The organism is Aequorivita sp. CRS11 (assembly GCF_059693805.1).
In genome coordinates this window covers 102,282-128,518 of the sequence record NZ_JCATIG010000004.1, presented here as the reverse complement: position 1 = coordinate 128,518, position 26,237 = coordinate 102,282, and the positions used below count along the sequence as shown (strand labels likewise).

The following is a 26,237-nucleotide window of genomic DNA, read 5'->3' as shown; positions in this document are numbered from 1 at the left end:
TGATGTCCCGAATTGCGTTTTTGGTGTTTTTTCTCACAACTTCTTTTGTTTTTTCACAGGAAAAAAACAATGATTTTTTCGTGGACGCCAATTATTTCTACGGAACCATTCTTCGGCACAATAAGGATATTTCACATTTGGTAAAAGCGCATCCCGACGGTTTCATCGTTGGATTTAACCGAAAAACTTACGGAGCCGAGCGTTGGCACCAAGAATATAATTATCCAGATTGGGGTTTTTCATTTGTGCACCAAAATGCAAATTATGATGTTTTGGGTGAAAATTACGGGCTGTACGGGCATTTCAATTTTTACTTTTTAAAGCGAAATCTTTTCTTCCGGATAGGGCAGGGCATTGCATACAATACCAATCCGTTTGATTTGGAAGCCGATTTCAAAAACAATGCTTACGGTAGCCATTTGTTGAGTTCTACCTATTTGATGTTGAATTACAACAAACAAAACTTTTTTAAAAACTTCGGAGTGCAGGCAGGGATTGCGTTGGTGCATTATTCCAATGGAAATTTTAAGGCGCCAAATTCCAGCACAAATGCTTTCACTTTGAATGTCGGCGTTCAATATTCGATTGCAGATGAAACTCCGGAATATATTTCCGATTCGCTTCCGAAGAAAATTTCAGAACCCATCAAATACAATTTTGTGCTTCGTGGCGGGTTGAATGAAAGTGATTATTTAAATCTTGGACAACATCCGTTTTTTGTGGTTTCGGCATTTGCAGATAAGCGGCTGAGTTATAAAAGTACGCTTCAGTTAGGCGCAGATTTTTTCTACTTACCATTCCTGAAAAAGGAAATTGAATATCTTTCCATAGCTTTTCCAAATATGGGCATTAAAGGCGATGAGGATTTTAAACGCGTCGGCATTTTTGCGGGGCACGAACTTCATATCAATAAATTGGCAGTAGTTTCACAAGTTGGCTATTATGTATATTATCCCTACGATTTTGAGGGAAGAACGTATTTTCGTGTAGGTTTGAAATATTATTTAACCGAAAGACTTTTCAGCGCAATCACTTTAAAATCGCACGGTGCGAAAGTGGAAGGCGTGGAATTTGGCGTGGGAATTAGAATATAAATTATGAAGAAATTATTTTTTGTTTGTTTGGTTTTTTTGCTGTTTTCGTGCGATTCCGAAAACGGTTGGGATTGTGTGCAAGCTGCTGGAAGCAAAGTTTCCAAAGAATACTTAGTTTCAGATTTTTCAAAAATCAGGATTGAGGACGATGTGACTTTGTATTTGAAACAGGGCGATTCAACAAAAATAATTCTTGAAACGGGCGAAAACCTTTTAAGCGATATTTCCGTAGGTGTTGAAGGAAATACTTTGGTGGTGAAAGATAATAATGATTGCAATTTGGTCCGCGATTACGGAATTACGAAAGTATTTGTAACCGTGCCAAACATTACTGAAATCAGAAATAGCTCGGCTTACGACGTTATTGGCGAGGGAGTTTTGCAGTTTCCGCAACTCACTTTGGTTAGCAACACCACGGCCGGCCCAGAAACAATCAGAAAGAGCGGCGATTTTTATTTGAACCTTATTTGTGAAGATTTCCGCGTAAGCGCAAACGGCCAAAGTGTTTTTTATATTACGGGCACCGCTGGCAAAGCCAATCTTAGTTTTGCTGACGAAATGCCCCGGTTTGAGGGAGAAAATTTTATAATTGATGAACTCACTGTTTTTCAAAGAAGTGCGAACAAAATGATAGTAAATCCGCAGCAAAGTATCGTCGGAAAAATCGTGGCTACGGGCGATATTATCAGCCACAACCGCCCTCCGCTGGTAGATGTAAAAGAATTATTCACGGGCAGGCTATTATTTGAAGATTAGTTTATCTTTACGGGCGTTGAAAAAAATATGAAGCACTTTCTTTCCGTAATTTCAGTCCTATTTATAAGTCTTTCGCTTTTTTCCCAAGAAGAAGAATTGAAACCAATTTCACTGGAGGCAGATTTTTTCTACGGAAGTATTCTGGAGCACAATCCGGATATTGAGCACTTAATTACCGGGCATCCCACAGGTTTTATTCTTTCCTTTAATCGAAAAACTTATGGGTTTAACGAATGGGAACGCCGTTATAATTATCCCGATTGGGGTTTTACACTCGCATATCAAAATATGCACAACGAGTATTTGGGAAATGTAATTGGGGCCTATGGTCATATGAACTGGTATTTTTTAAAAAGGCACCTTATGCTGAGCGTGGGGCAGGGAATTGCATATTCTTCAATCCCTTATAATCAGGAAACAAATTACATCAACAATGCCTATGGCACACATTTATTGAGCACAACTATTTTAAAAGGAAATTTTGTGCGTGAAAACATTTGGAAGGGGCTGGGCCTTCACGCAGGTTTTACGGTTATCCACTATAGCAATGCCAATTTTAAAGCTCCGAACAACAGTACTAATTCATTTTTGTTAAATGCAGGGGTAAGTTATCAATTGGATTATAAGGAATTTCCCGAGTATATCAAAAAAGAGGATTCGCTTAGCAGAACACACGCCGAAAGGTTTAAATACAACCTTGCTTTTAGAACTGGAATAAACGAAAGCGATGTAGTAGGGTTAGGGCAGGAGCCGTTTTATGTGATTTCAGCTTTTGTTGACAAACGTATTAACTATAAAAGCACATTTACAGCTGGGGTAGATGTTTTCTTTTCTACTTTTTTGAAAGAATTGATCAACTATCGCTCAATTGCCTATCCAGAGGACGGACTTTCGGGTGATGAAGATTATAAACGCGTTGGGGTATTTGTGGGCCACGAATGGCGTTTTAATAAAGTTGCGTTTATTTCGCAGTTGGGTTATTATGTATATTGGCCTTATGAATTTGAAAACCGTATTTATAACCGTTTAGGGCTTAAACGATATTTTTTCAACGATAAAATTTTTGCCGCCATAAGCGTTCATGCACATTGGGCAAAAGCGGAAGCAGTTGAGTTTGGTGTAGGTTACAGATTGTAAAAAATTCTGAAAATTTCAGAAAAAGATTATGAAAAACATATTTTACTGCATATTGGTTTTGATTTTTACGGGCTGTAATTCAGAGTCGAGTTGGGATTGTATTCAGAATGCTGGAACTATCGTACAAAACGAAGTTACAGTGCCGCCCTTTACTAAAATATTGGTTTGGGAGCGTACCAAGGTATTTATTCAACAGGGTGAAGAGCAAAAAGTGGTTATTGAAACAGGAGAAAGCCTTATGAATGATGTAGAAGTTACCGTAACCGATGGTAGACTTGAAATTCACAATAACAACAGTTGCAATTTGGTCCGCGATTACGAAATAACCAAAATATATATTACATCTCCAAATATAACCGAAATCCGCAGTAGCACTGGTTACCTTATTGAAAGTATCGGCGTGCTTCGGTACCCGTCATTAACACTTTTGTCGGAAGATCAGCAAAACGAGGATCAGTATCACATTGACGGCGATTTTAAATTGAATTTGGATGTTCAGAGTTTAAGCGTCGTGGCCAATGGACTGTCCAAGTTTTATTTAAAGGGAAGTGCGACAAATACCAATTTTGGTCTGTACGCAGGCGATTGCAGGATTTTTGCTGAAAATTTAACCGTACAGAACCTCTATGTTTATCACCGAAGTACAGGCGAAATGGTAGTGAATCCACAATTGGCCATTCGTGGAAAAATTGTGAGTTTGGGCAATGTTATTTCCAAAAACAGACCTTCAATCGTTGAGGTTGAAGAATTCTATCGAGGCAAGCTTATTTTTGAATAGTCAATTCAGAAAACAATTTTTCAAGTGTGGTGTTTTTTTGATGTAGCTGAAGTATTTTTAACCCATTGTCGTGCGCAAAATCAAAAACCTTTCCGCGCATATCCTGCTCGGTTTCAAAGTAAAGCTGATAAACAAAGCCGATGGAATTTTCAACTTTTTGAATCTTCGGAAGCTGTTGTAATGCGACTTCTTCCACGCGATAATCAAATTCCACTTCAATAATCTGTTGCTGATTGTTTTTTAAATCTGAAAGTTTTTTATCGAGCACTATTTCGCCTTTGTTTATAATTATTACACGGTCGCAAATGGCTTCCACTTCCTGCATAATGTGGGTGGAAAGCAAAACCGTTTTTTCTTTTCCAACGCTTTTTATAAGTTGTCTTATTTCAATTAATTGATTTGGATCCAAACCGGTAGTTGGCTCATCAAGAATCAAAACTTCAGGATTGTGCAAAAGTGCATTTGCAAGCCCAACGCGCTGGCGATATCCTTTTGAAAGCTGCCCAATTTTCTTGTTCGCTTCGGGCGTTAAGCCAGTCTTTTCAATAACATTTTCAACTTCTGTTTTTGAAATATTATAAATCCCAGCATTGAAAAGAAGATATTCGCGAACGTACATATCCAAATAAAGCGGGTTGTGTTCCGGCAGATAGCCCACGCTTTTTTTCACGGAAATATCATCCTTGGTTACTTCAAAGCCATTCACAATTGCCACGCCTTCCGAAGCTGGAAGGAAAGTAGTCAAAATCTTCATCATCGTAGATTTTCCCGCGCCGTTTGGCCCGAGAAAACCAACGATTTCGCCTTTTTCAATAGTGAATGAAACCTTGTTCAGCGCTTTTTGTTCGCCGTAGGTTTTGGTAATATTTTCTACTTGTATCGACATATTTTCAGAAGTTGAACAAAGTTAAGCAAATAAAAAAATGAAAAAAGCCTTTTTCGTTTTTAAGAATTAGCTACATTAGCAATCTATTAAAACACAATGAGCACACTTTTTACTTTCAACAATTTTTGGTTTTTCTATTTTAACGATAGAACCGGGATTGTTGTATAGGTAATTGAACCATAAAACATTTAAAGTCCCGGAAATATTTTCCGGGACTTTTTTTTTAACCTAAATTTAAAATTATGAGCCTAAAAGTAGCAATGCAGGGAATTGAAAGTTCATTCCACCACCAAGCCGTCCAAAAACTTTTCCCCAACGAGGAAGTTACACTTTTAAGCTGTGATTCTTTTGAAAAGGTAACAAGCGCGGTAAATAATAGCAATGCCGATTTTGGTGTGATTGCCATTGAAAACACTATCGTTGGCTCGATTTTACCGAATTATGGATTGATTGACAAAGGCGATTTTGAAATTTTGGACGAAACTGTTTTAAACATTCAAATGTTCGTTATGGCGCTGGAAAGTGAATCTATTCACGACATAAAGGAAATACATTCACATCCCGTGGCGTTGCTTCAGTGCAGGGATTATTTGCAGAAATTTCCGCCGCAATTCAAAGTAATTGAAGGAAAAGATACTGCCTCCGAAGCAAAAGGAATCAAAGATCAAAACTTAACGGGCGTTGCTGCAATTGCAGGAAAACAGGTTGCTGAAAAATTCGGACTTAAAATTTTGGATAGTAATATTCAAGATATAAAGGAAAACCATACGCGCTTCGTACTTTTGGGCAAAAAAGAAAAGCAAAGGAATCAGCAAGCCGACAAAGCTTCAATTAAATTTGTACTGCAGCACAATGTGGGAAGTTTAGGAAATGTGCTGAGCCTTTTAACGACTTTCAACATAAATTTGACCAAGATACAATCACTTCCAATAGTTGGGAAACCTTGGCAGTATGCTTTTTTTGTTGATGTGGTTTTTATGGATGAAAGTTTCTTTTTTGAAGTGATGGAAATGCTTAAAAAAACAGTGAAAGAATTAAAAATATTGGGAGTTTACAAACAAGATGAAACACACGCCCATGCTCAATTTTCAAATGCAATCTTAAATGGAAAATAATAAAAATCTTCGCAATTGGTTAAACAAAATGGAACTGGCGCACCCAATTGTAATTGCTGGTCCGTGCAGTGCCGAAACGGAAGAACAGGTACTGAAAATCGCCCACCAATTAAAAGAAACTGATACAACAGTATTGCGAGCCGGAATCTGGAAACCCAGAACCCGTCCGGGAAATTTTGAGGGCGTTGGTGCCTTGGGGTTGAAATGGCTTCAAAAAGCGAAAGAGGAAACGGGTTTGATGACCGCAACCGAAGTTGCAAACGCAAACCACGTAGATTTGGCGTTGAAACACGATGTTGATATACTTTGGGTTGGCGCGCGTACGACTGTTTCGCCGTTTATTGTTCAGGAAATAGCTGATGCTTTAAAGGGAACGGATAAAATCGTGTTGATTAAAAATCCAGTGAATCCAGATTTGGCGCTTTGGCTCGGAGCTGTGGAACGTTTTTATGAAAGTGATGTGAAAAACCTGGGCGTAATTCACCGCGGATTTTCAACATACGAAAAGACGCGCTATCGAAATAATCCCGAATGGCAAATACCGATTGACCTCCAAAATAAATTTCCGGATTTGCCTCTGATTTTGGATCCTTCGCATATTGCGGGGCGTCGCGATATTATTTTTGATCTCTGTCAAACCGCTTTAGATCTGAATTACGACGGATTGATGGTGGAAACGCATTTTGATCCAGACAACGCGTGGAGCGATGCTTCACAACAAATTACCCCCGCAAACTTAAAACAAATGACAATTGATCTGCGAATTCGAAAGCAGGAAGGCGACGCAGTTGAGTTTAAAAATAAACTGAATACATTGCGAACAAAGATTGACGTTTTGGACCATCAGCTAATAGAGTCTTTGGGAAAACGTATGAAGATTGCCGATAATATTGGAGCTTTAAAAAAGAAAAATAATGTGGCCATTCTTCAAACAAAAAGATGGAATGAAATTTTGGGTAAAATGATTTTGGAAGGCGAAGAGAACCAGTTAAGTGAGGAATTTATTCTGAAAATTTTTAAAGCAATTCACCAAGAATCAATCAATCATCAAAAAAAGGTTATTAATGATTGAAAAGTTTTGCAACTTTGTGCAATGAAAGGCCTTGTTTATAAATCTACTGGAAGCTGGTACAGCGTAAAAGCCGAGAACGGTACATTTTACGATTGCCGTATAAAAGGTAAATTCAGGATTGGCGGTATTAAAAGTACCAATCCTGTGGCTGTGGGCGATCACGTAGATTTTGAAATTGAAAAAAAGGGTGATGAAACTGTCGGCGTAATCTCACATATTGATGAGCGCGAAAACTATATCATTCGAAAATCTGTAAACCTTTCCAAGCAAACCCACATTATTGCTGCAAATATTGATGTTGCTTTTTTGTTGATTACCTTAAACAATCCGCCAACATTTACTACTTTCATCGATCGTTTTTTGGTAACTGCGGAAGCTTATCACATCAAGGCTGTATTGCTTTTCAATAAAATTGACACTTACAATGAAGATGAGTTGCTTGAGATAAAATTTCTTGCTGCGCTTTACCGAAAAATAGGGTATGAATGTATTGGGATTTCAGCAATCACAAGAAAAAATATCGATAAAGTTAAAACCTTGATGCAGGATAAAGTGACCATGTTTTCTGGTCATAGCGGGGTTGGAAAATCTACTTTGATCAATGCAATAGAACCAGGGTTGGCCCTAAAAACTTCAGAAATTTCTGAGCAACATTTGCAAGGGCAACACACCACAACTTTCGCTGAAATGTTTGATCTTTCCTTTGGCGGACAAATAATAGACACTCCGGGCATTAAAGGTTTTGGAGTAGTTGAAATTGATAAAGAAGAACTGGGCGATTACTTTCCGGAGTTTTTTGAACTGAAGGAAAACTGCAAGTTCAACAACTGCCTGCACCTGGAGGAGCCAAACTGCGCTGTGAAAGAAGCTTTGGAAAACGAAGAAATAGCATGGTCCCGCTATAAAAGTTATCTTCAGATTTTGGAAGGCGAAGAAGATCATTTCAGAAAAGATATTTATGAGAAGTAAAATTCCAAACCTCAAGCACCAAATACCAAAATTCAAATAATCTAACTGTCCAACAAGCTAAAATTCCAACAATCCAAAATGCGCGTTTTAATCCAAAGAGTAAAAAAAGCATCCGTAACTATTGAAGGGGAAATTTTTTCTGAAATAAACCAAGGATTGCTCATTTTGTTGGGAATTGAAGCGGAAGATGCCCAAGAAGACATTAACTGGTTGGCAGGTAAAATTGCTCGTTTACGGATTTTTTCAGATGAAAACGATGCGATGAATTTATCTGTACAAGACATTAACGGCGATTGTTTGGTTGTAAGCCAATTCACACTTCACGCAAATACAAAAAAAGGGAACCGACCTTCATTCATAAATGCAGCAAAGCCTGAAACAGCTATCCCGCTTTACGAAAAATTCGTGTTTCAGCTTGAAAATGAAACAAATAAAAAAGTGCTAACAGGCAGTTTTGGAGCCATGATGGAGGTGGCTTTAATCAATGACGGCCCGGTGACAATTTTGATAGACTCAAAAAAAAGAGAATAAACTCTTTAACTTTTTTTTAACCTTTCAGAATTTTTATATATTGCCGAAAAAAAAATTTGAATTCAGGTAATATCCAGCAATGTCTTTTAAGTCATTGAAAATGAAAAAATTGGGTATCCCGTCTTTCTTTTTGCAAATTATTCTATTCAGATGAAAAAGATTTTATGCTTTGTATTTCTTATATGCACGGCCCATATTTATTCACAAAAGGATTATTCCATAGCATCTATTCCAAAAGAACTAACTGAATATTCCAATAGTGTATTAATTGATGAATTGGTTGAAATTGACGTGACCGACATCAATAAAATGAAGGAAAAAACGCACCGTGTTATTGCAATATTGAACAAACTTGGTGATGGCGATGCACGGCTTTATGAATATTATGATTCAAATTCACGTGTCAAGAATGTGGAGGTTAGAATTTACAATGCTTTTGGAAAGGAAATTGAACACTTTAAAAAGAAGGATTTCATGGATGTGAGTCGAACGGGCAGTAGTATGTATGCAGATTCACGTGTTTTTTATTTAAATTATACACCTACATCATATCCATACATTGTTGTTTTTGATAGTGAAACTGAAACGGGTGATACTGCATTTTTAAGTCCTTGGTTTCCTTTAAATGGACATGCTGAAAGCGCTCAAAAAAGCGTATTAAAGATTAAATATAATCCCGCAAATAAACCCAAGTATAAACCTCAAAATCTAAATGGTTTTGATATTACAATATCTGATACTCCGGAAGAACTTATCTTTTCGGCTTCAAACTTAAAAGCCATAAGGTATGAAGAGCATGGTCCCTTAATGAGTAAGATATTTCCAAATGTTTATGTGGCTCTCAATAATTTTAAATATAAAGAATCTCTGGGTTCAGGCAAGGATTGGCAACAGTTTGGAAGTTGGATGAACAAGAGTTTACTTTCAGGTGTTAGTGATTTGCCTGAGGGTACTTTAGCGCGTATAAAAAGTCTTGTTGCCAATGAAACAACAAATGAAGGTAAAGCTCGAAAAATATATCAGTTTGTGCAAGACAAAGTACGTTACATTAGTATTCAAATAGGGATCGGCGGGTGGAAACCTATGCTGGCTTCCGATGTGGATAAACTTAGTTATGGTGACTGTAAGGCATTGACGAATTACACTAAAACGCTGCTTGATGCTGTTGGCGTGCCTTCTTACTATACCGTTGTATATGGTGATAAAATGAAGTGGGATATTATGGAAGATTTTTCTTCCTTGCAAGGTAACCATGTAATTTTAGGAATACCAGATAATGATGAGATAACTTGGTTGGAATGTACCAGCCAAGATACGCCTTATGGATACATTGGTAAATTTACCAACGATAGGGATGTATTGATAATAACACCCGAGGGAGGCAAAATAGCACATACCAAAGTTTATGAAACTGAAGAAAACACCCAAGAAAATATAGCCAAGGTTAAGGTAGATGCCAGTGGAAATGTAACAGCAACTTTAAAAAGTATTTCTAAGGGTCTTCAATATGATGATAAATACCTGCTTCCAAAAGAAAAACAAGAAGACATAGATCAACATTACAAGAAGAAGTGGAATTATATAAATGGTTTTTCGCTAACAGATATAAAACTGGATAATAACAGGGAGGAAGTAATATTTACTGAAGAATTGACCCTCAATATCCCAAATTACGCAAACCCTGTTAGTAACGATTATCTTTTTTGCGCCAATATTTTTAGTCAGAACCAATACATTCCGCCGCGAATAGACACCCGCAAACAAAACCTTTACATAGGGAATGGATATGTTCACATAGATACGGTTACTGTTGAAGTGCCTGAAAATTTTGACATTGATGGACTACCCGATGAAACAATTTTGGAAACCAAATTCGGAAAATATCAAATTAATTTCAATATAACCTCAGATAACAATTTGGTCTATAATCGTAAAATGATCCTAAATAAAGGCGAATATCCACCTTCGGAATATGAAAATTTCCGTGATTTTTTGCGATCCATTGCCCGATTGGACAAAACTAAAATTCTATTAAAGCAAAATGTACAATAAATCCTTAACCCACATGAAATCGATCTTACTAACCGTAATAGCTGTTGTGTGTTTTTTTAACTCATCATTGGCCCAAGAGTATAAATTTGGAAAAGTTTCCAAAGAAGAATTAATTCAAAGAGAACATCCTAATGACCCAACGGCAGAGGCTGCAATATTATACAGGGAAGTCCATACAAATTTTGAATATTCAACAAATTCAGGGTTTTATATGGTTACTGATGTTTTTGAGCGCATCAAAATTTATACTAAGGAAGGTTTTGATTGGGCTTCAAAAGAAATTGACCTATATCAAAGCAACTCGGGTTCAAATGATGAAATTTCAGGCCTAAGAGCATATACCTACTATCTGGATGGCAGCGATAAAATTGAGGAGATAAAACTTAGAAATGAAGGTATTTTTGAAGAAAAAACAACCAAATATGTTCACAAATTAAAGTTTACTATGCCAGACATACGCGAAGGCTGCGTGATTGAATATAAGTATAGTATTAAATCTCCCTTCATAAGTAATATTGACGAATTCCGCTTTCAGGAAACCATCCCTGTTGAGAATGTAGATGTTCATTTTGCTTCACCGGAATATTTCGTTTTTAAAACCCACCAAAAAGGGTGGGTGCCCTATAAGGTTAAAACAGATGGTAGGGATAGGACTGTAGCCTTGGCAAATGCCCGTACTGAGTATGATAGGTATGGTAATCTGACAAGCAAAGGTGGTGCAAGAGATTTCAAGTTTAAAGAAGATATATACATTATAAATTTAAGCAACGTTCCGGCTTTAAAAGAAGAAGCATACGCAGGAAATATAGATAATTATTCTACCGGGCTCAAGTTTGAATTAAGTTATGTAGATTTTCCGGGCTCTCCCCAAAAGACTTTTTCAACTACCTGGGAAGATGTTTCAAAGGGAATATACGAAGTAGATTCATTCGGAAATGAATTGTCAAAAGATAATTATTTCGAAGATGATTTGAACAATCTATTAAGTGGGATAAGCAATCCCGAAGAAAAAGTAGTTAGGATCTTTTCGTTTGTATTGAACAAAATGACTTGGAATAACTACTTAGGTTATTATACCAATGAAGGTGTAAGGGAAGCCTATAAAAAAGGTTCTGGTAATGTGGCCGATATCAATTTAATGCTCATTGCCATGTTGCGAAAGGCTAATCTTAATGCCAATCCAGTTTTAGTGAGTACCAAAAACCATGGTATGCCGCTATTCCCTACACGTAACGGATTTAACTATGTAATTGCCGCCGTAGAGCTTCCACAAGGCATCGTGCTTCTTGACGCAACCAATAAAGATGCGGAAATTGGATTTTTAAGAACCAGTATAATGAACTGGAAAGGTCGTTTAATTACTAAAGATGGATCTTCAAGTTGGATCTCATTAAATCCGCAAATTCCAGCTGTCAAAAGTGCAATGGTTAATGCTGAAATAAAGCCAGATCTTAAAGTTGTAGGTAAAGCCCAAAACAGGTTTACCGGTAATTATGCTTTTCAATATAGAAATGAGTATAAAAGTTTGAATGAAGATGCACAGCGCAAAGCAGTAGAAAAAGAAGCTAACCAAGCAGAACTTTCCAACTTGAGTTTTGAAAACCTCAATAGTTTAGGAAAACCTGTTTCTTTAGACTATGACTTTGAAGTGGTTGATGCAGTTGAGGACGTTGCTGGAAAACTATATTTTTCACCTTTGGTTTTCTTGGCGGCCAAAGAAAGTCCTTTTAAGCCTGAAACCCGTTTATATCCTGTGGATTTTGGCTATCCTATGAAAGATCGTTACATAGTAAATATAGATTTGCCTGAAGGATATAAAGTAGAATCCCTGCCCGAAAATGCCGTGTTTAATCTTGGGGAGGATATGGGCAGTTTCCGTTACTTGATCTCGCAGATAGGAAACAAACTGCAACTTTCGGTTGAACTTTCTATCAATAAATCTTTCATTGCTGCCGAAGAATACGGAAATTTGAAAAAGTTCTATGAACTTTTAATCGCAAAAGAAAACGAAAAAGTCGTACTTTCAAAAGCATAATGGATATTAAAAACGCACAAGAGGCAGTTGATGAGTGGATAAAACAGCACGGTGTACGCTATTTTAACGAGCTCACAAACATGGCACAACTCACCGAAGAAGTGGGTGAGGTGGCGCGTATTATTGCCCGCCGTTATGGCGAACAGAGCGAAAAGGAAAGTGATAAACATAAAGATTTGGGGGAAGAGCTAGCGGACGTTGTTTTTGTAGTGCTCTGCCTTGCAAACCAAACCGGCGTTGATCTTGAAAAGGCTTTTGAAAAAAAATTGGAACTAAAAACCAAACGCGATCACGATAGGCACCATAGTAATGAAAAACTTAAATAAATGTTCAAAAAAGTTATAAATACAAAAGGTTTTTGGAAATCGGTGTTTTCGCTTGCGGTGGCTTTCGCGCTATTGTTCACGTTGATTAAATGGGCAATTGAAGGTTTTGAAATTGCGTATTTTACTGAAAGAGATCCTGTAATGTTTATACTCACACTTTTTTTGGCAGGTTTTGTTTATGGTTTTTTTGTCACTTTCGGAAAGTTTAGGGCAAAGCTCAAACAAAATGATTCTGGACAATGATCGCCAATCTAAAAAAAGGAGAGCTCCCTTCAGAAAATATAAAAATCAATATTTGCGGCTCTAAAAGTGAATCGAACCGATTGCTTATTCTGCAAGCAGAATTTCCAAATATTTCTATTGAAAACCTTTCAGACAGTGATGATACAGCTGTTCTGCAAAAAGGATTAAGGGTTTTAAAAGGCACTGTAGATGTTCACCATGCCGGTACCGCAATGCGTTTTTTAACCGCTTATTTCGCCGCAAAAGAAGGAGCCGATGTGCTGCTCACCGGAAGCCAGCGAATGCGGGAGCGCCCCATAGAAATTTTGGTCAATGCACTTAGAAATTTGGGCGCAGATATTGAATATGCCCAAAACGAAGGTTTCCCTCCTTTAAAGATAAAGGGTAAAAATCTTCAAAAGAATGAAGTGACTATCAAAGCTGACGTCAGTAGTCAATATATTTCTGCATTAATGCTGATTGCTCCAATGCTTCCCACGGGCCTAAAAATATCTTTGGAAGGCAAAATCACTTCTATTCCCTATATAGAAATGACACTTCAGCTTTTAAAAAACGCTGGAGTTGCGGGAAATTTCACTGGAAATTCTATAGAAATTTCTTCCGCAGAAAGTATTGAAGACGAGCAGATGATTGTGGAATCTGATTGGAGCTCGGCATCATATTTTTACAGTTTGGTCGCTCTTTCTGAAAATCTTCAAATTACACTCGGCAGTTTTTCAGAGGAAAGCTTGCAAGGCGATGCCGCTTTGGCGCAGCTATATAATTCATTGGGTGTGGAAACGGTTTTTAATACTTCTGAGAAAACCATTTCACTGTCAAAAAAGTCCATCGAATTGCCGGATTCATTACTTCTCAATCTTGCAAACACGCCAGATTTGGCACAAACAATTGCAGTGAGTTGCTTCGGGTTGGGCGTAAGTTGCAGGTTGACGGGGCTACATACTTTAAAAATTAAGGAAACTGACAGGCTCTTGGCGTTGAAAACTGAATTGGAGAAACTGGGCGCTTCAGTCCAAATTGATAGCAATTCCTTAAATCTTGAAAAAAGTTTAAAAATTAATAAAGGTATTGCTGTGGAAACGTATCAGGATCACAGAATGGCGATGGCCTTTGCACCGCTTGCCCTGAAAACAGAAATTACGATCAACAGTGCCGGAGTAGTTTCAAAATCCTATCCAAAATTTTGGGAGGATATAGAAAAAGCGGGTGTTAATTGTGTTTTTGAACAATCCAAAAATTAGCTGTTTCGGCCTCATTTTTTAAGCTACGAACACCCAGTGTCAAACATTTAAAAATAATAAACCGTCATTTACTTGACAACGCCTGTTTTGAGGTTGTATATTTGCGCCCTTGTAAACCAAAGCCTTGAAAGGGGCATTTTAAATTTAAAAGAAACGACGCATTATGGGAATGAAACTTTCAAACTTCAACTTTAACCTTCCTGAAGAATTATTGGCAGAATATCCAGCGCCAAACCGCGACGAAGCTCGCTTGATGGTATTGGATAGAAAAAACAAAACCATTGAACACAAAATGTTCAAAGATCTGATTGATTATTTTGACGAAGATGATGTTTTGGTAACCAATAATACCAAGGTTTTTCCGGCGCGTTTGTTCGGAAACAAGGAGAAAACCGGAGCTCGTATTGAAGTTTTTCTTTTAAGGGAATTAAATCCCGAGACCCGTCTATGGGATGTTTTGGTAGATCCAGCCCGAAAAATAAGAATTGGAAACAAGCTGTACTTTGGCGATGACGAGACCCTTGTGGCAGAAGTTATTGATAATACAACTTCGCGCGGAAGAACACTGCGTTTTCTTTTTGATGGGTCTTATGAAGAGTTCAGAAATAAATTGACGGAATTGGGGGAAACACCACTTCCAAAGTATATAAAAAGAGAAGTAGAGCCAGAAGATGCGGAGCGCTACCAAACTATTTTTGCTAAAAATGAAGGAGCAGTTGCGGCGCCCACAGCTGGACTTCATTTTTCAAAACATCTTTTAAAGCGTCTTGAGATTAAAGGAGTAAACGTTGCCGAAGTTACGCTTCACGTAGGCCTGGGAACTTTTAGTTCTGTTGAGGTAGAAGATCTTTCAAAACACAAGATGGATTCTGAGGAGATGGAAATAGACCAGCAGGCAGTCAATATAATCAATGCGGGTATTCAAAAGAAAAAACGTGTTTGCGCCGTGGGCACTACCGCTATGCGTGCTTTGGAAAGTTCTGTTTCTTCAAATCACACACTAAATTCATACAAAGGATGGACAAATAAATTTATTTTTCCACCTTATGATTTCAGCATTGCCAATGCCATGGTTACAAATTTCCATACCCCAAAATCTACTTTATTGATGATGGTTTCGGCATTTGCAGGTCATGATTTTATTAAGGAAGCCTATGCAGAGGCCATTAAGGAAAAATATAGGTTTTATACCTATGGCGATGCTATGTTAATAATCTAAAACAAGTTCAATATAATTGTCAAGAATCCCGATGTGTATCGGGATTCTTTATTTTATAAGCATTTGGTTTTCAAATGTCAAAATAATAATATACCTTAGTCTTCCTTTTGTAAACTAACCAGCAAGTTGAATGAAAAAAACATTACTTTTCTTCATTTTTACACTTTTCTTTTTTGCCGCCTTCTCGCAAGGTGCTGGTGATGATTTGCCTGAAAGCTGGGATCTAAATTTACAACAACAGCCAGAAGTTATTCGCCTTCCCCCACTAGATTTGGAAATGATAGTGCAACAGGATAGCATTAATGATTTGGATAAAAGCATGCCCTGGCGGTATGGAATTGAGGTTCCCGTAAATATAAATATGGAGCACGACGGTTTGTGGACTACACTTCCCGACGGGGCTAAAATATGGCAGGCTACCATTCAATCAACTGGTGCGTTAAACCTGAGCATTAATTTTAGTGATTTTTATTTACCACATGGCTCAAAAGTTCAACTTTACAATCAAGAGAGGACCGATGTTACCCGTACTTATAATAATAACCAGAATAGAGATAATGGACAGTTAGGCACTTGGTTTGTTGATGGCAATATTATTTGGATTGAATATTACCAACCTGCAAATACCCAAAATGTAGCGCGTCTTCAGATAAATAGTGTAATTCACGGATATAGAATGGGCAGGGTAAATGCTCTCCTTGAAGGAAACCGTGGACTTAACGACTCAGGTGAATGTAATTACGATGTAAACTGTCCAGTAGGAAGTGATTTTGACACTAAAAAAGATTTGGTTAAAAAAGCAGTTTCACTTTTAAACTTAGGAAATGGTTATCTGTGTTCTGCTGCTTTGATTAATAATACCAGAAATGATAAAACCCCATACCTTTTAACAGCCAACCACTGTCTTCAAAACAGCAATCCTTCGCTTTGGTCCATTCGGTTTAATTGGGTAAGTCCCACTCCAGTATGTGGAACCGGAGATGAAAGCGGCGATTTGCAAACAAATTTCACCATCAGCGGGGCAGAATTGAGGGCAAACAATGCCAAAAGTGATTTTGCGCTTGTGGAGCTTTTTGACAAAATACCAGAATCGTGGGATGTTGCTTTTGCAGGTTGGGATAATTCAGATAATGAACCATTGTTTGAGGTTGGTATCCATCACCCTAATGGAGATATTATGAAAATTTGCCGTGATGATTCCGGTGCCGAAAAAATAGATGCCAATGGCACGCAAGTTTGGTTAATTGGTGGCGGTAACCACGGAAGTGGAAATGGTTGGGAAATAGGCACTACAGAGAGCGGCTCATCAGGCTCCCCACTTTTTGACGAAAACGGAAGGATTATTGGGCAACTTTACGCCGGGCAGTCTGCCTGCAACGGGTTGGAAAACAATGGAGATTACGATATTTACGGAAGGTTCGGTATTTCCTGGAATTATGGGACAACACAACAAACCCGACTTAAGGAATGGCTAGACCCTACCAATTCTGGGCACACCACAGTGGAAACACTTCAAAATCTATTGAACATTCCAGATTTTGAAATTACGGGAGATCTTAAAATCTATCCGAATCCTGCAAGTTCAACCATTACAGTTATGAATAATAGATACCCGCACCTGTCATTTCAGTTTTTAAACGTTGTGGGGCGGCGTATCCATTCAGGTTCATTGTCCAATACTATGAACACTATCAATGTTTCTAATCTAGCGGATGGTGTATATTTTCTTCATTTGATTGATGAGGACAGCAAAGACTCTATAACCAAAAAAGTAATTATAAATAAATAAACCATAGTTCTATTAAGTGGATTAAGCCTCTATTCTGAAAAGGAAAAGAGGCTTTTTTCTTTAAAATACAGTAATTTTGCACGATGGTTTCAGAAAAAAAAGATATACGGGCACTTTCAAAAGAAGAACTGCGAAGTTTTTTCGAGAGCATTGGCGACAAAGCTTTCCGGGGAACACAGGTATATGATTGGTTATGGAGTAAGGGAATTCACAGTTTTGATGATATGACCAATATTTCCAAAGAGACCCGTAAACACTTGGATGAAAACTTCGTTATCAACCACATAAAGGTGGACCATCTTCAAAAAAGCAATGACGGCACCATAAAAAATGCCGTAAAACTTCATGACGACTTGGTAGTTGAATCGGTTTTAATTCCTACAAAAAAAAGAACCACGGCCTGCGTTTCCTCGCAAGTGGGCTGTAGTTTGGATTGTACGTTCTGCGCTACCGCAAAGTTGAAACGAATGCGCAATCTAAACCCCGACGAAATTTACGACCAAGTGGTGGCAATTGATAAAGAAAGCCGCTTATATCACGACAAACCGCTCTCAAATATTGTTTTTATGGGAATGGGCGAACCGCTCATGAATTATAAAAATGTTTTGGAGTCTATTGAAAAGATTACCTCAGATGACGGTTTGGGAATGTCCCCAAAACGCATTACCGTATCTACGTCTGGGGTGCCAAAAATGATTAAAAAGCTTGCCGACGATGAGGTGAAATTCAATCTTGCGGTATCATTGCACTCTGCCATTCAAGAAACGCGGGAGCAGATAATGCCTTTTGCGAAGAATTTTACACTGCCAGATCTGCGAGAATCATTAGAATACTGGTACAGTAAAACCAAACGCAAAATTACTTACGAATACATAGTATGGAAGGATATAAACGATAAGTGGGCCGATATTGAAGCTTTGGTAACCTTTTGTAAGTACGTTCCCTGTAAAGTAAATATCATTGAATACAACCCAATAGACGACGGCCATTTTCAACAAGCTTCTTCCATCGTGATTGATGATTACATACAGGCTTTGGAGCACGACAGGATTCCGGTAACGGTCCGCCGAAGTCGCGGTAAAGACATTGACGCTGCCTGCGGGCAGTTGGCAAACAAGCAATAAAAAAGAGCGGCTTTTGCCGCTCTTTTCAATTCAGAATAAAACCTAAATTAGTTTTTTACAATTCTGAAAGTTTTGGTTGCACCGTCGATAGTAACAGAAGCAATGTAAACACCAGACTGAAGTCCAGCAATGTTTACAGTTTCATTATTGCTAGCTAGTTTTTGAGAAACTACTTCTTGGCCCAACATATTGTAAAGGGCAACACGCTCCATAGCAGTGTTTGCAGAAAGGTTTAATTGACCGTTAGCAACGAAGTGTTTGAAACCTTGGAAAGCTTCATCGTTCACACTCAAAACATCAGCTGTAACTTTAAAATCATCAACTTGGAAACCAAATTGGTCAGAAGCTACATGGTTAATTGCGATATACACATCCTGTCCAGCATAAGCATCAAGATCGAAAGTGAATTCTTCCCAATCAATTGCTTGAGGAACTAAACCACCTTCAAGCTCTGAAAAGTTATTTGGGTCTGTATCAACAGTAGAAACTAAAACTCTAAAATTTTCTTGAGAATAAGTAGCGTCTGCTGCTTTAGCCCAAAATGATAACATATTTCCATCTGCTCCAAGAGTTATTTGTGGAGAAATAAGCCAATCATTGTTTGAGTTAGTTGTTCCGTCTGGTACAGCAGCAAAAGATGTCATTGCTTTTGCTCCACTGTATGCAGTCCAGTCAGAATCAGCTGTTGGATCTAACGGAGGATTTGTTGTAGTTGAATTGAAAACAATAAAAGCTCCAGTGTACCCGGAATTGTCAAAAGTAACACCTGTAAAGCCGTAAGTTGGTAAAAGGTCAAGATCTACTAAAGTCCAATCTCCAACATTTTCAATAATGAAATCATCATAAGATTCAAAATCATCTTCAAAAATAGTCGTCTGTGCATTCATAGCAAAGCCAGCAAATAATGCGGCCAATAATGTAATTTTTTTCATTTTAATATTAATTAAGGAGTTAAAATTTATTGTTCCAAAGTTAACTTTTGACCTTCTGTTTTACTGTACATCCCAAGAGTTTAACGCATTTTTGAATATTCTGATAAGGTTTACAGGTTATATTGTATTCTCCACAATTATTAACAAGCTTTTTAAAGATTTCTGTGCAAAGCCTATAATTGATTGCGCTTTTTACTTTTTGGAAATTAATCCAGACTGCTAAAATTTTGTTAAGGAAAATTTTCAGCAACTAATTTTGGTAGATTTTATAAAATAGTACCTCCAAATCCATCATTCAAATTTGACTATCTTTGAACCTTTATGAAGATAGTTTCGCGCATCAAACTTCCCATTGAAACCGAAATGGAGCTTTTTGAAAAAAAGTTCTCCGCTTCTATGTCTTCCAAAGTTTCCCTACTAAACAGAATTACACATTATGTGGTAAACCGAAAGGGAAAGCAGATGCGGCCCATGTTTGTTTTCTTAATCGCAAAAATGACAGGCAACGGCCAAGTGAACGAACGTACCTATCGTGGAGCTTCCGTTATTGAGCTTATCCACACTGCCACCTTGGTGCACGATGATGTGGTGGACGATAGTAACCGACGTCGTGGTTTCTTCTCCATAAACGCGCTTTGGAAAAATAAAATAGCAGTTTTGGTTGGCGATTATTTGCTTTCAAAAGGATTGTTGCTTTCCATTGACAACGATGATTTCGACTTGCTAAAAATAATCTCTGTAGCCGTGCGTGAGATGAGCGAAGGCGAATTGCTACAAATTGAAAAAGCCAGAAGGCTCGACATTACCGAAGAAATTTATTTTGAAATTATCCGCCAAAAAACGGCCACCTTAATTGCGGCTTGCTGTGCAATGGGTGCCCGATCTGTAATGGCTCCGGATCAAGAAGTAGAAAAAATGCGCAAGTTTGGCGAGCTTATAGGAACAGCCTTTCAAATTAAGGACGACCTCTTTGATTATGGCAACGAGCGTATTGGTAAGCCTACAGGTATTGATATTAAGGAGCAGAAAATGACACTACCTTTAATTTATGCGTTAAATAATTCGTCTTCCGAAGAAAAAAAATGGCTTATCAATTCGGTTAAAAACCATAATAAAGACAAGCAGCGCGTTAAGGAGGTTATCGCCTTTGTAAAAGATAACGGCGGACTTGATTATGCGGTTTCAAAAATGAAGGAGTATCAAAAACAGGCACTGCAACTTCTTGAAACATATCCCCCCTCTCCCTACAAAGAATCACTGGAGTTAATGGTGAATTACGTAATTGACAGAAAGAAATAAATCTTTCAAAAGTTCATTTGTTAAAATTTGTATTATCCAAAATGCAGAATGATTTTAGTATGAGTGTTTCATACTCTATTCATACTCTATTCATACTCTATTCATACTTTATCTATGGCTTTGGGTAGGCATTAATACGGGTGAACCTAGTGTTTGATTCTATAGAAAATAGTATGTGAATAGTATGCATGACGTGTTGCAATAATCTTTTTTTACCTTGAGACAACCATTATTCAAAAACCTGCGTCTATTAAAATAGAAGCCTTAAACAGCAAAGCGTATTTTGAAAATTATACCCTTACATAAAAACTATTCCAAATTAATTGACAAAGCGTCCAAAGGTGATCGCCGTGCGCAGCATCAATTGTTTGAAATGTTTGCGCCAAAAATGCTGGGCGTGTGCAGGCAATATTTAAAAAGTAATGATTTAGCCGAAGAGGTAATGCTTTCGGGTTTTTTCAAAATGTTCACGCATTTGAATGATTTTAAAAACGAAGGCAGTTTTGAAGGATGGATACGTAGAATTATGGTGAACGAAAGTATCTCCCAACTTCGGAAAGATAAAAAGTTGCATTTTATTTCAGAAGCAGAGATTGAAAATACGGCAGAACATGCCACCTTTATTGAAACCACACTGGAAGCGACAGAAATTCAAAAAATGATAGATAGTCTGCCCGACGGTTATAAAACTGTTTTTGTGCTTTACGCCGTAGAAGGTTATAAGCACGGTGAAATTGCCGAATTGTTGCAGATAAGTGAAAACACATCAAAAACGCAACTGTTCAAAGCACGCAAAATGCTTCAGAATATTGTAAAACAACAAAACAATTTAAGCTATGGCACCCTATAAACTGGAAGACAACATCCGCGAAAAACTGGAGGCGAGGGAGCTGAAACCTTCTGCTGACGCGTGGAAAAAACTGGAAGCAAAATTGGATGCTGAACAGCCCAGAAAGAAAAATCATTTTTGGTATTACGCTGCCGCAAGTTTTGGAGGACTGCTAATCGTAGCTTCAATTTTCTTTAGCAGAAATACTTCGGAAGTAAACACCCCAATAGTAAACGAGAACATAGAACAGACCAAAGTTGAAGAGAAAGCCGAAATCGTTCCGCCAATTATAAATAAGGAAGAGATCGCTTCGGAAGAAAAATTTAAAGAAAAGAGTACTTCTGAAAAGCGATCCGTAAAGAAACAAACGCCCCGTTCAAATAAGTCGCAATTACTTACGGAGCCCAATGCCTCAAAAAAATCTACCGTTGACGAAAAGATTGAAAAGACCGAGGCCATTGCCACACAAGCTCAAGTGAAACAACCTCTTAAAGTAGAGAAACCCGTTTCGTCTGAAGAAGACAGAATTTTCAACACTAAAGTTGATGAAGTTGTTGCTTCAGTAAAAAGACTTCAGCAAAACAATACCGAAGTCACCGCTACCGAAGTGGAAGCACTGCTGAATAACGCCCGCCGTGATATACAGACCCAGCGAATTCTCAGCAGTCGAAAGGTAGATGCCACCGCTTTGCTGGAGGACGTAGAGTGGGAGCTGGAAAAAAGTTTCCGCGATAAGGTTTTTGATGCCCTCGGCGAAGGTTTTAATAAAATCAGAACCGCGGTTTCGGAACGGAACGACTAGCAATATTCAATATTCAATGCTCAAATTTCAATAAACAATAAACATTCATCATCATTAATCAAATCGAACAGTTATGAAATTAATTACATTTAGCACCGCCTTCGCCCTTTGGCTACTTGCAGGGTTTTATACACAGGCTCAAGAAAACGATCACGATACAAAAACCGCCGTTGAGCGTCTTAATTCCTTAAAAGAACAAATCATTCAAGAGGAAAAGGATGCGTTGAAATTCAGTGTTGAAAATATAAACAAGCGTTTTGAAAGCGGAAACATTACCGAGGCTGAAGCCGAAATCCTCAAACAGGAAGTCGCTGAAAAGCACGCTTTAAATATTGAGAACCGTTTGGCAATTATAGACAATAAAGTCGCGCTATTACAACGAAACGGAAACATAGACGAAGACGAAGATGGCCAAATTATTCTGCGCTTCGGTTCCTCTGGCAAAGACAGTGAGAATGATAATGTGCTCTACATTGGCCCCAAAAATAAAAAGCGCAAATATGACCGAAGAACCACCTCGGACCTTGTCTTTGCTTTTGGACTCAATAATGCAATTACGGAAGGTGAGTCCTTGCAGGACTCAGACTTCAAAGTTGCCGGAAGTCGGTTTGCCGAACTCGGTTGGGCATGGAAGACCCGCGTTTTTAAAAACACCAATTGGGTACGCATTAAGTATGGTCTATCTTTTCAATTTAATGGTTTAAAACCTACTGATAATCGTTATTATGTAGACATAGGCGAGCAGACCGAGCTGCAAGAATATACCTTAGATCTTGAAAAATCTAAATTTAGGATGGACAACCTTGTGGTACCCCTCCACTTTGAATTTGGCCCATCTAAAAAGATAGAACACGATGATTATTTTCGTTATTCAACCGAAAACAAAATTAAAATTGGCCTTGGCGGTTATGCAGGTATCAATCTTAGCACACGTCAAAAACTAAAATTTGAAGAAGAAGGGGAAGACAGAAAACTTAAACTAAAAGCCAACTATAATACAAACAATTTCATTTATGGCCTTAGTGGTTATATAGGTTGGCATGGAGTGGCATTGTATGCTAAGTATGACCTTAATACAATTTTCAAGAATAATCCCGTAGATCAGCGTAACGTATCTCTTGGGCTCCGTTTTGACATGGATTAGCCACAGCCATCCTTTATTATTCGTTGTTTATAAACCTGTATGGATTTTTATAATTCGTGCAGGTTTCTTTTCGTAATATCACTATTTTTACAAATCAAGAATCTAACCGTCCAACAATTTAAAAATCCAACATTCTGATCTCCAAAACCACCATAGACAATGTTTTTGAAACCGCCCGGGTAGAGGAGGTGATAGGCGATTTTGTGCAGTTGAAGAAATCCGGAAGTAACTTTAAAGGGCTTAGCCCGTTTACAGATGAGCGTTCGCCGAGTTTTATGGTTAGCCCGGTTAAGCAAATTTGGAAAGATTTCAGTAGTGGAAAGGGCGGAAACGTGGTGGCTTTTTTGATGGAGCACGAACACTTTACCTACCCAGAGGCCATAAAGTACCTTGCCAAAAAGTATGGAATAGAAGTAGAGGAAACCGAACAGACCCCCGAAGACAAAGAGCAGGCAAACGAGCGTGAAAGCCTTTATTTGGTGAGCGAATTCGCGAAAGAATATTTTCACAATACATTGCTCAAAACTGAGGAAGGCAAGGCTATTGGGCTTTCCTATTTTAAGGAACGCGGCTTTACCGAAGAAACCATAAAAAAGTTTGCGCTAGGTTATTCGCCCGATTCTTGGGATGCTTTTACCAGCCACGCCATAAAAAAAGGCTATAAGCTTGAGTTTTTGGAAAAGACAGGTCTATCCATCGTAAAGGAAGAAAAACAGTTTGACCGTTTTAAGGGAAGGGTGATGTTTCCCATTTTGAGCATGAGCGGACGCACGTTGGGTTTTGGAGGACGTATTTTAACTTCAGATAAAAAAGCAGCGAAATATTTAAACTCTCCCGAAAGCGATATTTACCATAAAAGCAAGGTGCTTTACGGCATTTTTCATGCCAAGCAAAGCATCGCCAAAGAGGATAATTGCTATTTGGTTGAAGGCTATACAGATGTTATCCAATTTTACCAAACAGGCATTCACAACGTCGTTTCTTCATCTGGTACGGCTTTGACTTCGGAACAGATACGGCTTATAAACCGTCTTACCAAAAACATAACCGTCCTTTTTGATGGCGATGCGGCAGGTCTGCGAGCATCCCTTCGCGGTATCGATTTGATTTTGGAACAGGGGATGAATGTGAAGATTTGTACTTTTCCTGAAGGGGAGGACCCAGATAGTTTTTCGCGAAAAAATTCTTTAGAAGAATTAACGCTTTATTTGGAGGAAAACGCTAAGGATTTCATCACTTTTAAAGCCTCTCTTCTCGCTTCTGAAGCAAAGAATGATCCCATAAAAAAATCTGAGACCATTCACGATATGGTAAATAGCATCGCTAAAATTCCCGATGTTATAAAACGTGAAGTGTACATAAAGGAATGCTCCCGGATTATGGACATTTCAGAACAGGTGCTTTTTAACACCCTTGCACAGATTTTTCAGAAAGACAGAAAAGATGCTGCCAAACAAGCTATTGTCCCGCAGGAAGCTTTTGAAGTAATTCCTACCGAAAAAAAGATTGAAAAGGTAGATGTCCAACTTCAGCTGGAGCAAAAAATAATTGAGCTTTTGTTGTTATACGGAAACGTAGAAGAAGATTTTGAGGAGTTGATATTGGAGGCTGACGAAAAAGGTGAAATTACTTTAAAGCCGGAAATTCACAAATCGCGCGTGTTTGAAAAAATTTATCTAGACCTTCAAGAAGATGAAATAGAATTTACCAACCCCGAATTTAAGGATCTATATTTTGAAGTGGTCAATCGTTTTAACCTAAACCCTGATGCGAAGGCTGAAACCTTCATTAATGAGCTAGAGCCAGAAATGGCTTCTGCTGTTACACATGTTTTGATGGAAGAAGAGCGCTATGTGCTCCACAACTGGGAACGCAAGGAAATATATGTTAAAGAAAAGGAGCATACAATTGCACAAATGGTGAGTGAGACCATCTTGAACCTGCGCCGCCATTTGGTTTCCCAAAAAATAAACGAACTTTCCGAAACTATGAAACAGGAAGACAGCCCTGAAAAAGAATCAGGTTTACAGGAAATTGTAGATTATTTAAGTTTAAAAAAAGTACTTTCCAATAAACTTAACCGGGTTTTGTAAATTAAGAAAACTGAAACATCCGCGCTTGGTTTATCAACTCTGCCAAACTTGTAACATTCAGTTTTTTTAATAGTCTTGTTTTGTAAGTACTTACGGTCTTTTCGTTAATTTCCAAAAGCGAAGCAATATCTTTATTACGCTTTCCATTTGATAGCAGATTGAGTACTTCAATTTCCCTTGCAGAAAGTTTTTTGTACCTGCCTACCAGAGTATTGTCATTTACAGAACGGCTGTTGAAAGCGGCTGCAAACTCATCATTCAAAAATATGCCGCCCATCGCGATACGTTTGATAGCATGTAGAAATAATTCGGAAGAAATTGTTTTTGGAATATAGCCCGCGGCACCAGATTTTACTGAGCGCAGGGCATAAATTTCTTCAGGATGTGAAGAAAAGATAGCGATTCGGGTTTTCGGGAACTCTTCGCGAATGCTGCGAAGTGCATGAAAACCATTAATTTCAGGAATGTTCAATTCTAAAATTAAAATATCTGGGCGTTCTTTCTCAAGGCATTTTAATAGTTCCGATCCGCGGGATACTTTTCCAACAATCAAATATTCATTGGTGCTATCTAGTAAAACGGAAGCGCCTTTTCTGGTTACAGGGTGGTGGTCTGCAATTACAACTTTTTTCATCTTAGTGTTTTTATAAATTCAAGAATGAATAAAACCTTCAGATTTGGGGAGCAAATGAGTTTTAGACACGTAATATTAATACTACATTTTGGATATATAAAATATACAAGGGAAGAAAAGTAAACCTTTCGTTTAAT

24 protein-coding genes are annotated in these 26,237 nt (G+C 38.0%); 21 read left to right on the top strand and 3 right to left on the bottom strand.

Annotation, left to right across the window (positions count from 1 at the left end; all coding sequences use genetic code 11):
• The first annotated feature begins 2 nt into the window (after positions 1–2).
• From AC58DT_RS09220 to AC58DT_RS09205, 4 genes are read left to right on the top strand one after another with little or no spacing between them, the layout of a single operon-like run.
• Positions 3–1,094 carry an acyloxyacyl hydrolase gene (locus AC58DT_RS09220; protein ID WP_497216844.1) on the top strand — a complete coding sequence of 364 codons (1,092 nt, stop codon included), beginning with the start codon at positions 3–5 and terminating at the stop codon, positions 1,092–1,094.
• Between the two features lie 3 nt (positions 1,095–1,097).
• Positions 1,098–1,850: a head GIN domain-containing protein gene (locus AC58DT_RS09215; protein WP_497216562.1), complete on the top strand. Its 753-nt coding sequence runs from the start codon at positions 1,098–1,100 to the stop codon at positions 1,848–1,850.
• A 27-nt stretch (positions 1,851–1,877) separates the two neighbouring features.
• Positions 1,878–2,987, top strand: coding sequence for an acyloxyacyl hydrolase (locus tag AC58DT_RS09210; RefSeq protein WP_497216561.1), 1,110 nt, complete (start codon positions 1,878–1,880; stop codon positions 2,985–2,987).
• A 28-nt stretch (positions 2,988–3,015) separates the two neighbouring features.
• Positions 3,016–3,765 (top strand): head GIN domain-containing protein, encoded by a 750-nt coding sequence (locus tag AC58DT_RS09205; RefSeq protein WP_497216560.1) that lies wholly within the window; start codon positions 3,016–3,018, stop codon positions 3,763–3,765.
• On the opposite strand, the gene gldA is transcribed toward AC58DT_RS09205, so the two are convergent.
• Positions 3,752–4,651: a gliding motility-associated ABC transporter ATP-binding subunit GldA gene (gene gldA, locus AC58DT_RS09200; RefSeq protein ID WP_497216559.1), complete on the bottom strand. Its 900-nt coding sequence runs from the start codon at positions 4,649–4,651 to the stop codon at positions 3,752–3,754. The two genes, AC58DT_RS09205 and gldA, sit on opposite strands and share 14 nt — an antisense overlap.
• A 242-nt stretch (positions 4,652–4,893) precedes the next feature.
• Here gldA and AC58DT_RS09195 point away from each other — a divergent pair, with 242 nt between their 5' ends.
• The 12 genes from AC58DT_RS09195 (at position 4,894) to rlmN (ending at position 18,367) form a co-directional block, all read left to right on the top strand.
• Complete coding sequence (locus AC58DT_RS09195; protein WP_497216558.1) at positions 4,894–5,766, top strand: prephenate dehydratase; 873 nt, start codon at positions 4,894–4,896, stop codon at positions 5,764–5,766.
• The gene (locus tag AC58DT_RS09190) at positions 5,756–6,838 is read left to right on the top strand and encodes a chorismate mutase (RefSeq protein WP_497216557.1); all 1,083 of its coding nucleotides are present in this window, start codon (positions 5,756–5,758) and stop codon (positions 6,836–6,838) included. Before AC58DT_RS09195 ends, AC58DT_RS09190 begins: the two co-directional genes overlap by 11 nt.
• Before the next feature lie 21 nt (positions 6,839–6,859).
• Positions 6,860–7,807 carry a ribosome small subunit-dependent GTPase A gene (gene rsgA, locus AC58DT_RS09185; protein ID WP_497216556.1) on the top strand — a complete coding sequence of 316 codons (948 nt, stop codon included), beginning with the start codon at positions 6,860–6,862 and terminating at the stop codon, positions 7,805–7,807.
• A 78-nt stretch (positions 7,808–7,885) separates the two neighbouring features.
• The gene (gene dtd / locus AC58DT_RS09180) at positions 7,886–8,338 is read left to right on the top strand and encodes a D-aminoacyl-tRNA deacylase (protein WP_497216555.1); all 453 of its coding nucleotides are present in this window, start codon (positions 7,886–7,888) and stop codon (positions 8,336–8,338) included.
• Positions 8,339–8,488: 150 nt separating this feature from the next.
• Positions 8,489–10,390 (top strand): DUF3858 domain-containing protein, encoded by a 1,902-nt coding sequence (locus AC58DT_RS09175; protein WP_497216554.1) that lies wholly within the window; start codon positions 8,489–8,491, stop codon positions 10,388–10,390.
• Positions 10,391–10,403: 13 nt separating this feature from the next.
• Positions 10,404–12,425: a DUF3858 domain-containing protein gene (locus tag AC58DT_RS09170; RefSeq protein WP_497216553.1), complete on the top strand. Its 2,022-nt coding sequence runs from the start codon at positions 10,404–10,406 to the stop codon at positions 12,423–12,425.
• Positions 12,425–12,751, top strand: coding sequence for a nucleotide pyrophosphohydrolase (locus AC58DT_RS09165; RefSeq protein WP_497216552.1), 327 nt, complete (start codon positions 12,425–12,427; stop codon positions 12,749–12,751). Before AC58DT_RS09170 ends, AC58DT_RS09165 begins: the two co-directional genes overlap by 1 nt.
• A complete protein-coding gene (locus tag AC58DT_RS09160; protein ID WP_497216551.1) occupies positions 12,752–12,994 on the top strand; it encodes a hypothetical protein in 243 nt (80 codons plus the stop codon).
• Positions 12,991–14,235 (top strand): 3-phosphoshikimate 1-carboxyvinyltransferase, encoded by a 1,245-nt coding sequence (locus AC58DT_RS09155; RefSeq protein WP_497216550.1) that lies wholly within the window; start codon positions 12,991–12,993, stop codon positions 14,233–14,235. Before AC58DT_RS09160 ends, AC58DT_RS09155 begins: the two co-directional genes overlap by 4 nt.
• 169 nt (positions 14,236–14,404) lie before the next feature.
• Positions 14,405–15,454 carry a tRNA preQ1(34) S-adenosylmethionine ribosyltransferase-isomerase QueA gene (gene queA / locus AC58DT_RS09150; RefSeq protein ID WP_497216549.1) on the top strand — a complete coding sequence of 350 codons (1,050 nt, stop codon included), beginning with the start codon at positions 14,405–14,407 and terminating at the stop codon, positions 15,452–15,454.
• 130 nt (positions 15,455–15,584) lie between these two features.
• Positions 15,585–17,243, top strand: a complete 1,659-nt coding sequence (locus tag AC58DT_RS09145; RefSeq protein WP_497216548.1) for a T9SS type A sorting domain-containing protein — start codon at positions 15,585–15,587, stop codon at positions 17,241–17,243.
• A gap of 83 nt (positions 17,244–17,326) precedes the next feature.
• A complete protein-coding gene (gene rlmN / locus AC58DT_RS09140) occupies positions 17,327–18,367 on the top strand; it encodes a dual-specificity RNA methyltransferase RlmN (protein ID WP_497216547.1) in 1,041 nt (346 codons plus the stop codon).
• A gap of 47 nt (positions 18,368–18,414) precedes the next feature.
• On the opposite strand, the gene AC58DT_RS09135 is transcribed toward rlmN, so the two are convergent.
• Positions 18,415–19,299 (bottom strand): choice-of-anchor J domain-containing protein, encoded by an 885-nt coding sequence (locus AC58DT_RS09135; RefSeq protein ID WP_497216546.1) that lies wholly within the window; start codon positions 19,297–19,299, stop codon positions 18,415–18,417.
• 321 nt (positions 19,300–19,620) lie between these two features.
• On the opposite strand from AC58DT_RS09135, the gene AC58DT_RS09130 reads away from it, so the two are divergent.
• The 5 genes from AC58DT_RS09130 to dnaG all read left to right on the top strand — a co-directional run bounded on the left by AC58DT_RS09130 (position 19,621) and on the right by dnaG (position 25,466).
• Positions 19,621–20,598 (top strand): polyprenyl synthetase family protein, encoded by a 978-nt coding sequence (locus tag AC58DT_RS09130; RefSeq protein WP_497216545.1) that lies wholly within the window; start codon positions 19,621–19,623, stop codon positions 20,596–20,598.
• A gap of 283 nt (positions 20,599–20,881) precedes the next feature.
• Positions 20,882–21,448 (top strand): RNA polymerase sigma factor, encoded by a 567-nt coding sequence (locus AC58DT_RS09125; RefSeq protein ID WP_497216544.1) that lies wholly within the window; start codon positions 20,882–20,884, stop codon positions 21,446–21,448.
• Entirely contained in the window at positions 21,435–22,229 is a 795-nt protein-coding gene (locus AC58DT_RS09120) for a hypothetical protein (protein WP_497216543.1), read from the top strand. The genes AC58DT_RS09125 and AC58DT_RS09120 overlap by 14 nt, the downstream gene beginning before the upstream one ends.
• A gap of 73 nt (positions 22,230–22,302) precedes the next feature.
• Positions 22,303–23,373, top strand: a complete 1,071-nt coding sequence (locus AC58DT_RS09115; RefSeq protein WP_497216542.1) for a hypothetical protein — start codon at positions 22,303–22,305, stop codon at positions 23,371–23,373.
• Between the two features lie 134 nt (positions 23,374–23,507).
• Positions 23,508–25,466, top strand: a complete 1,959-nt coding sequence (gene dnaG / locus AC58DT_RS09110; RefSeq protein ID WP_497216843.1) for a DNA primase — start codon at positions 23,508–23,510, stop codon at positions 25,464–25,466.
• Between the two features lies 1 nt (position 25,467).
• Here the strand turns inward: dnaG and AC58DT_RS09105 are convergent, their stop codons facing one another.
• Positions 25,468–26,100: a response regulator gene (locus AC58DT_RS09105; protein WP_497216541.1), complete on the bottom strand. Its 633-nt coding sequence runs from the start codon at positions 26,098–26,100 to the stop codon at positions 25,468–25,470.
• Positions 26,101–26,237: the final 137 nt, after the last annotated feature.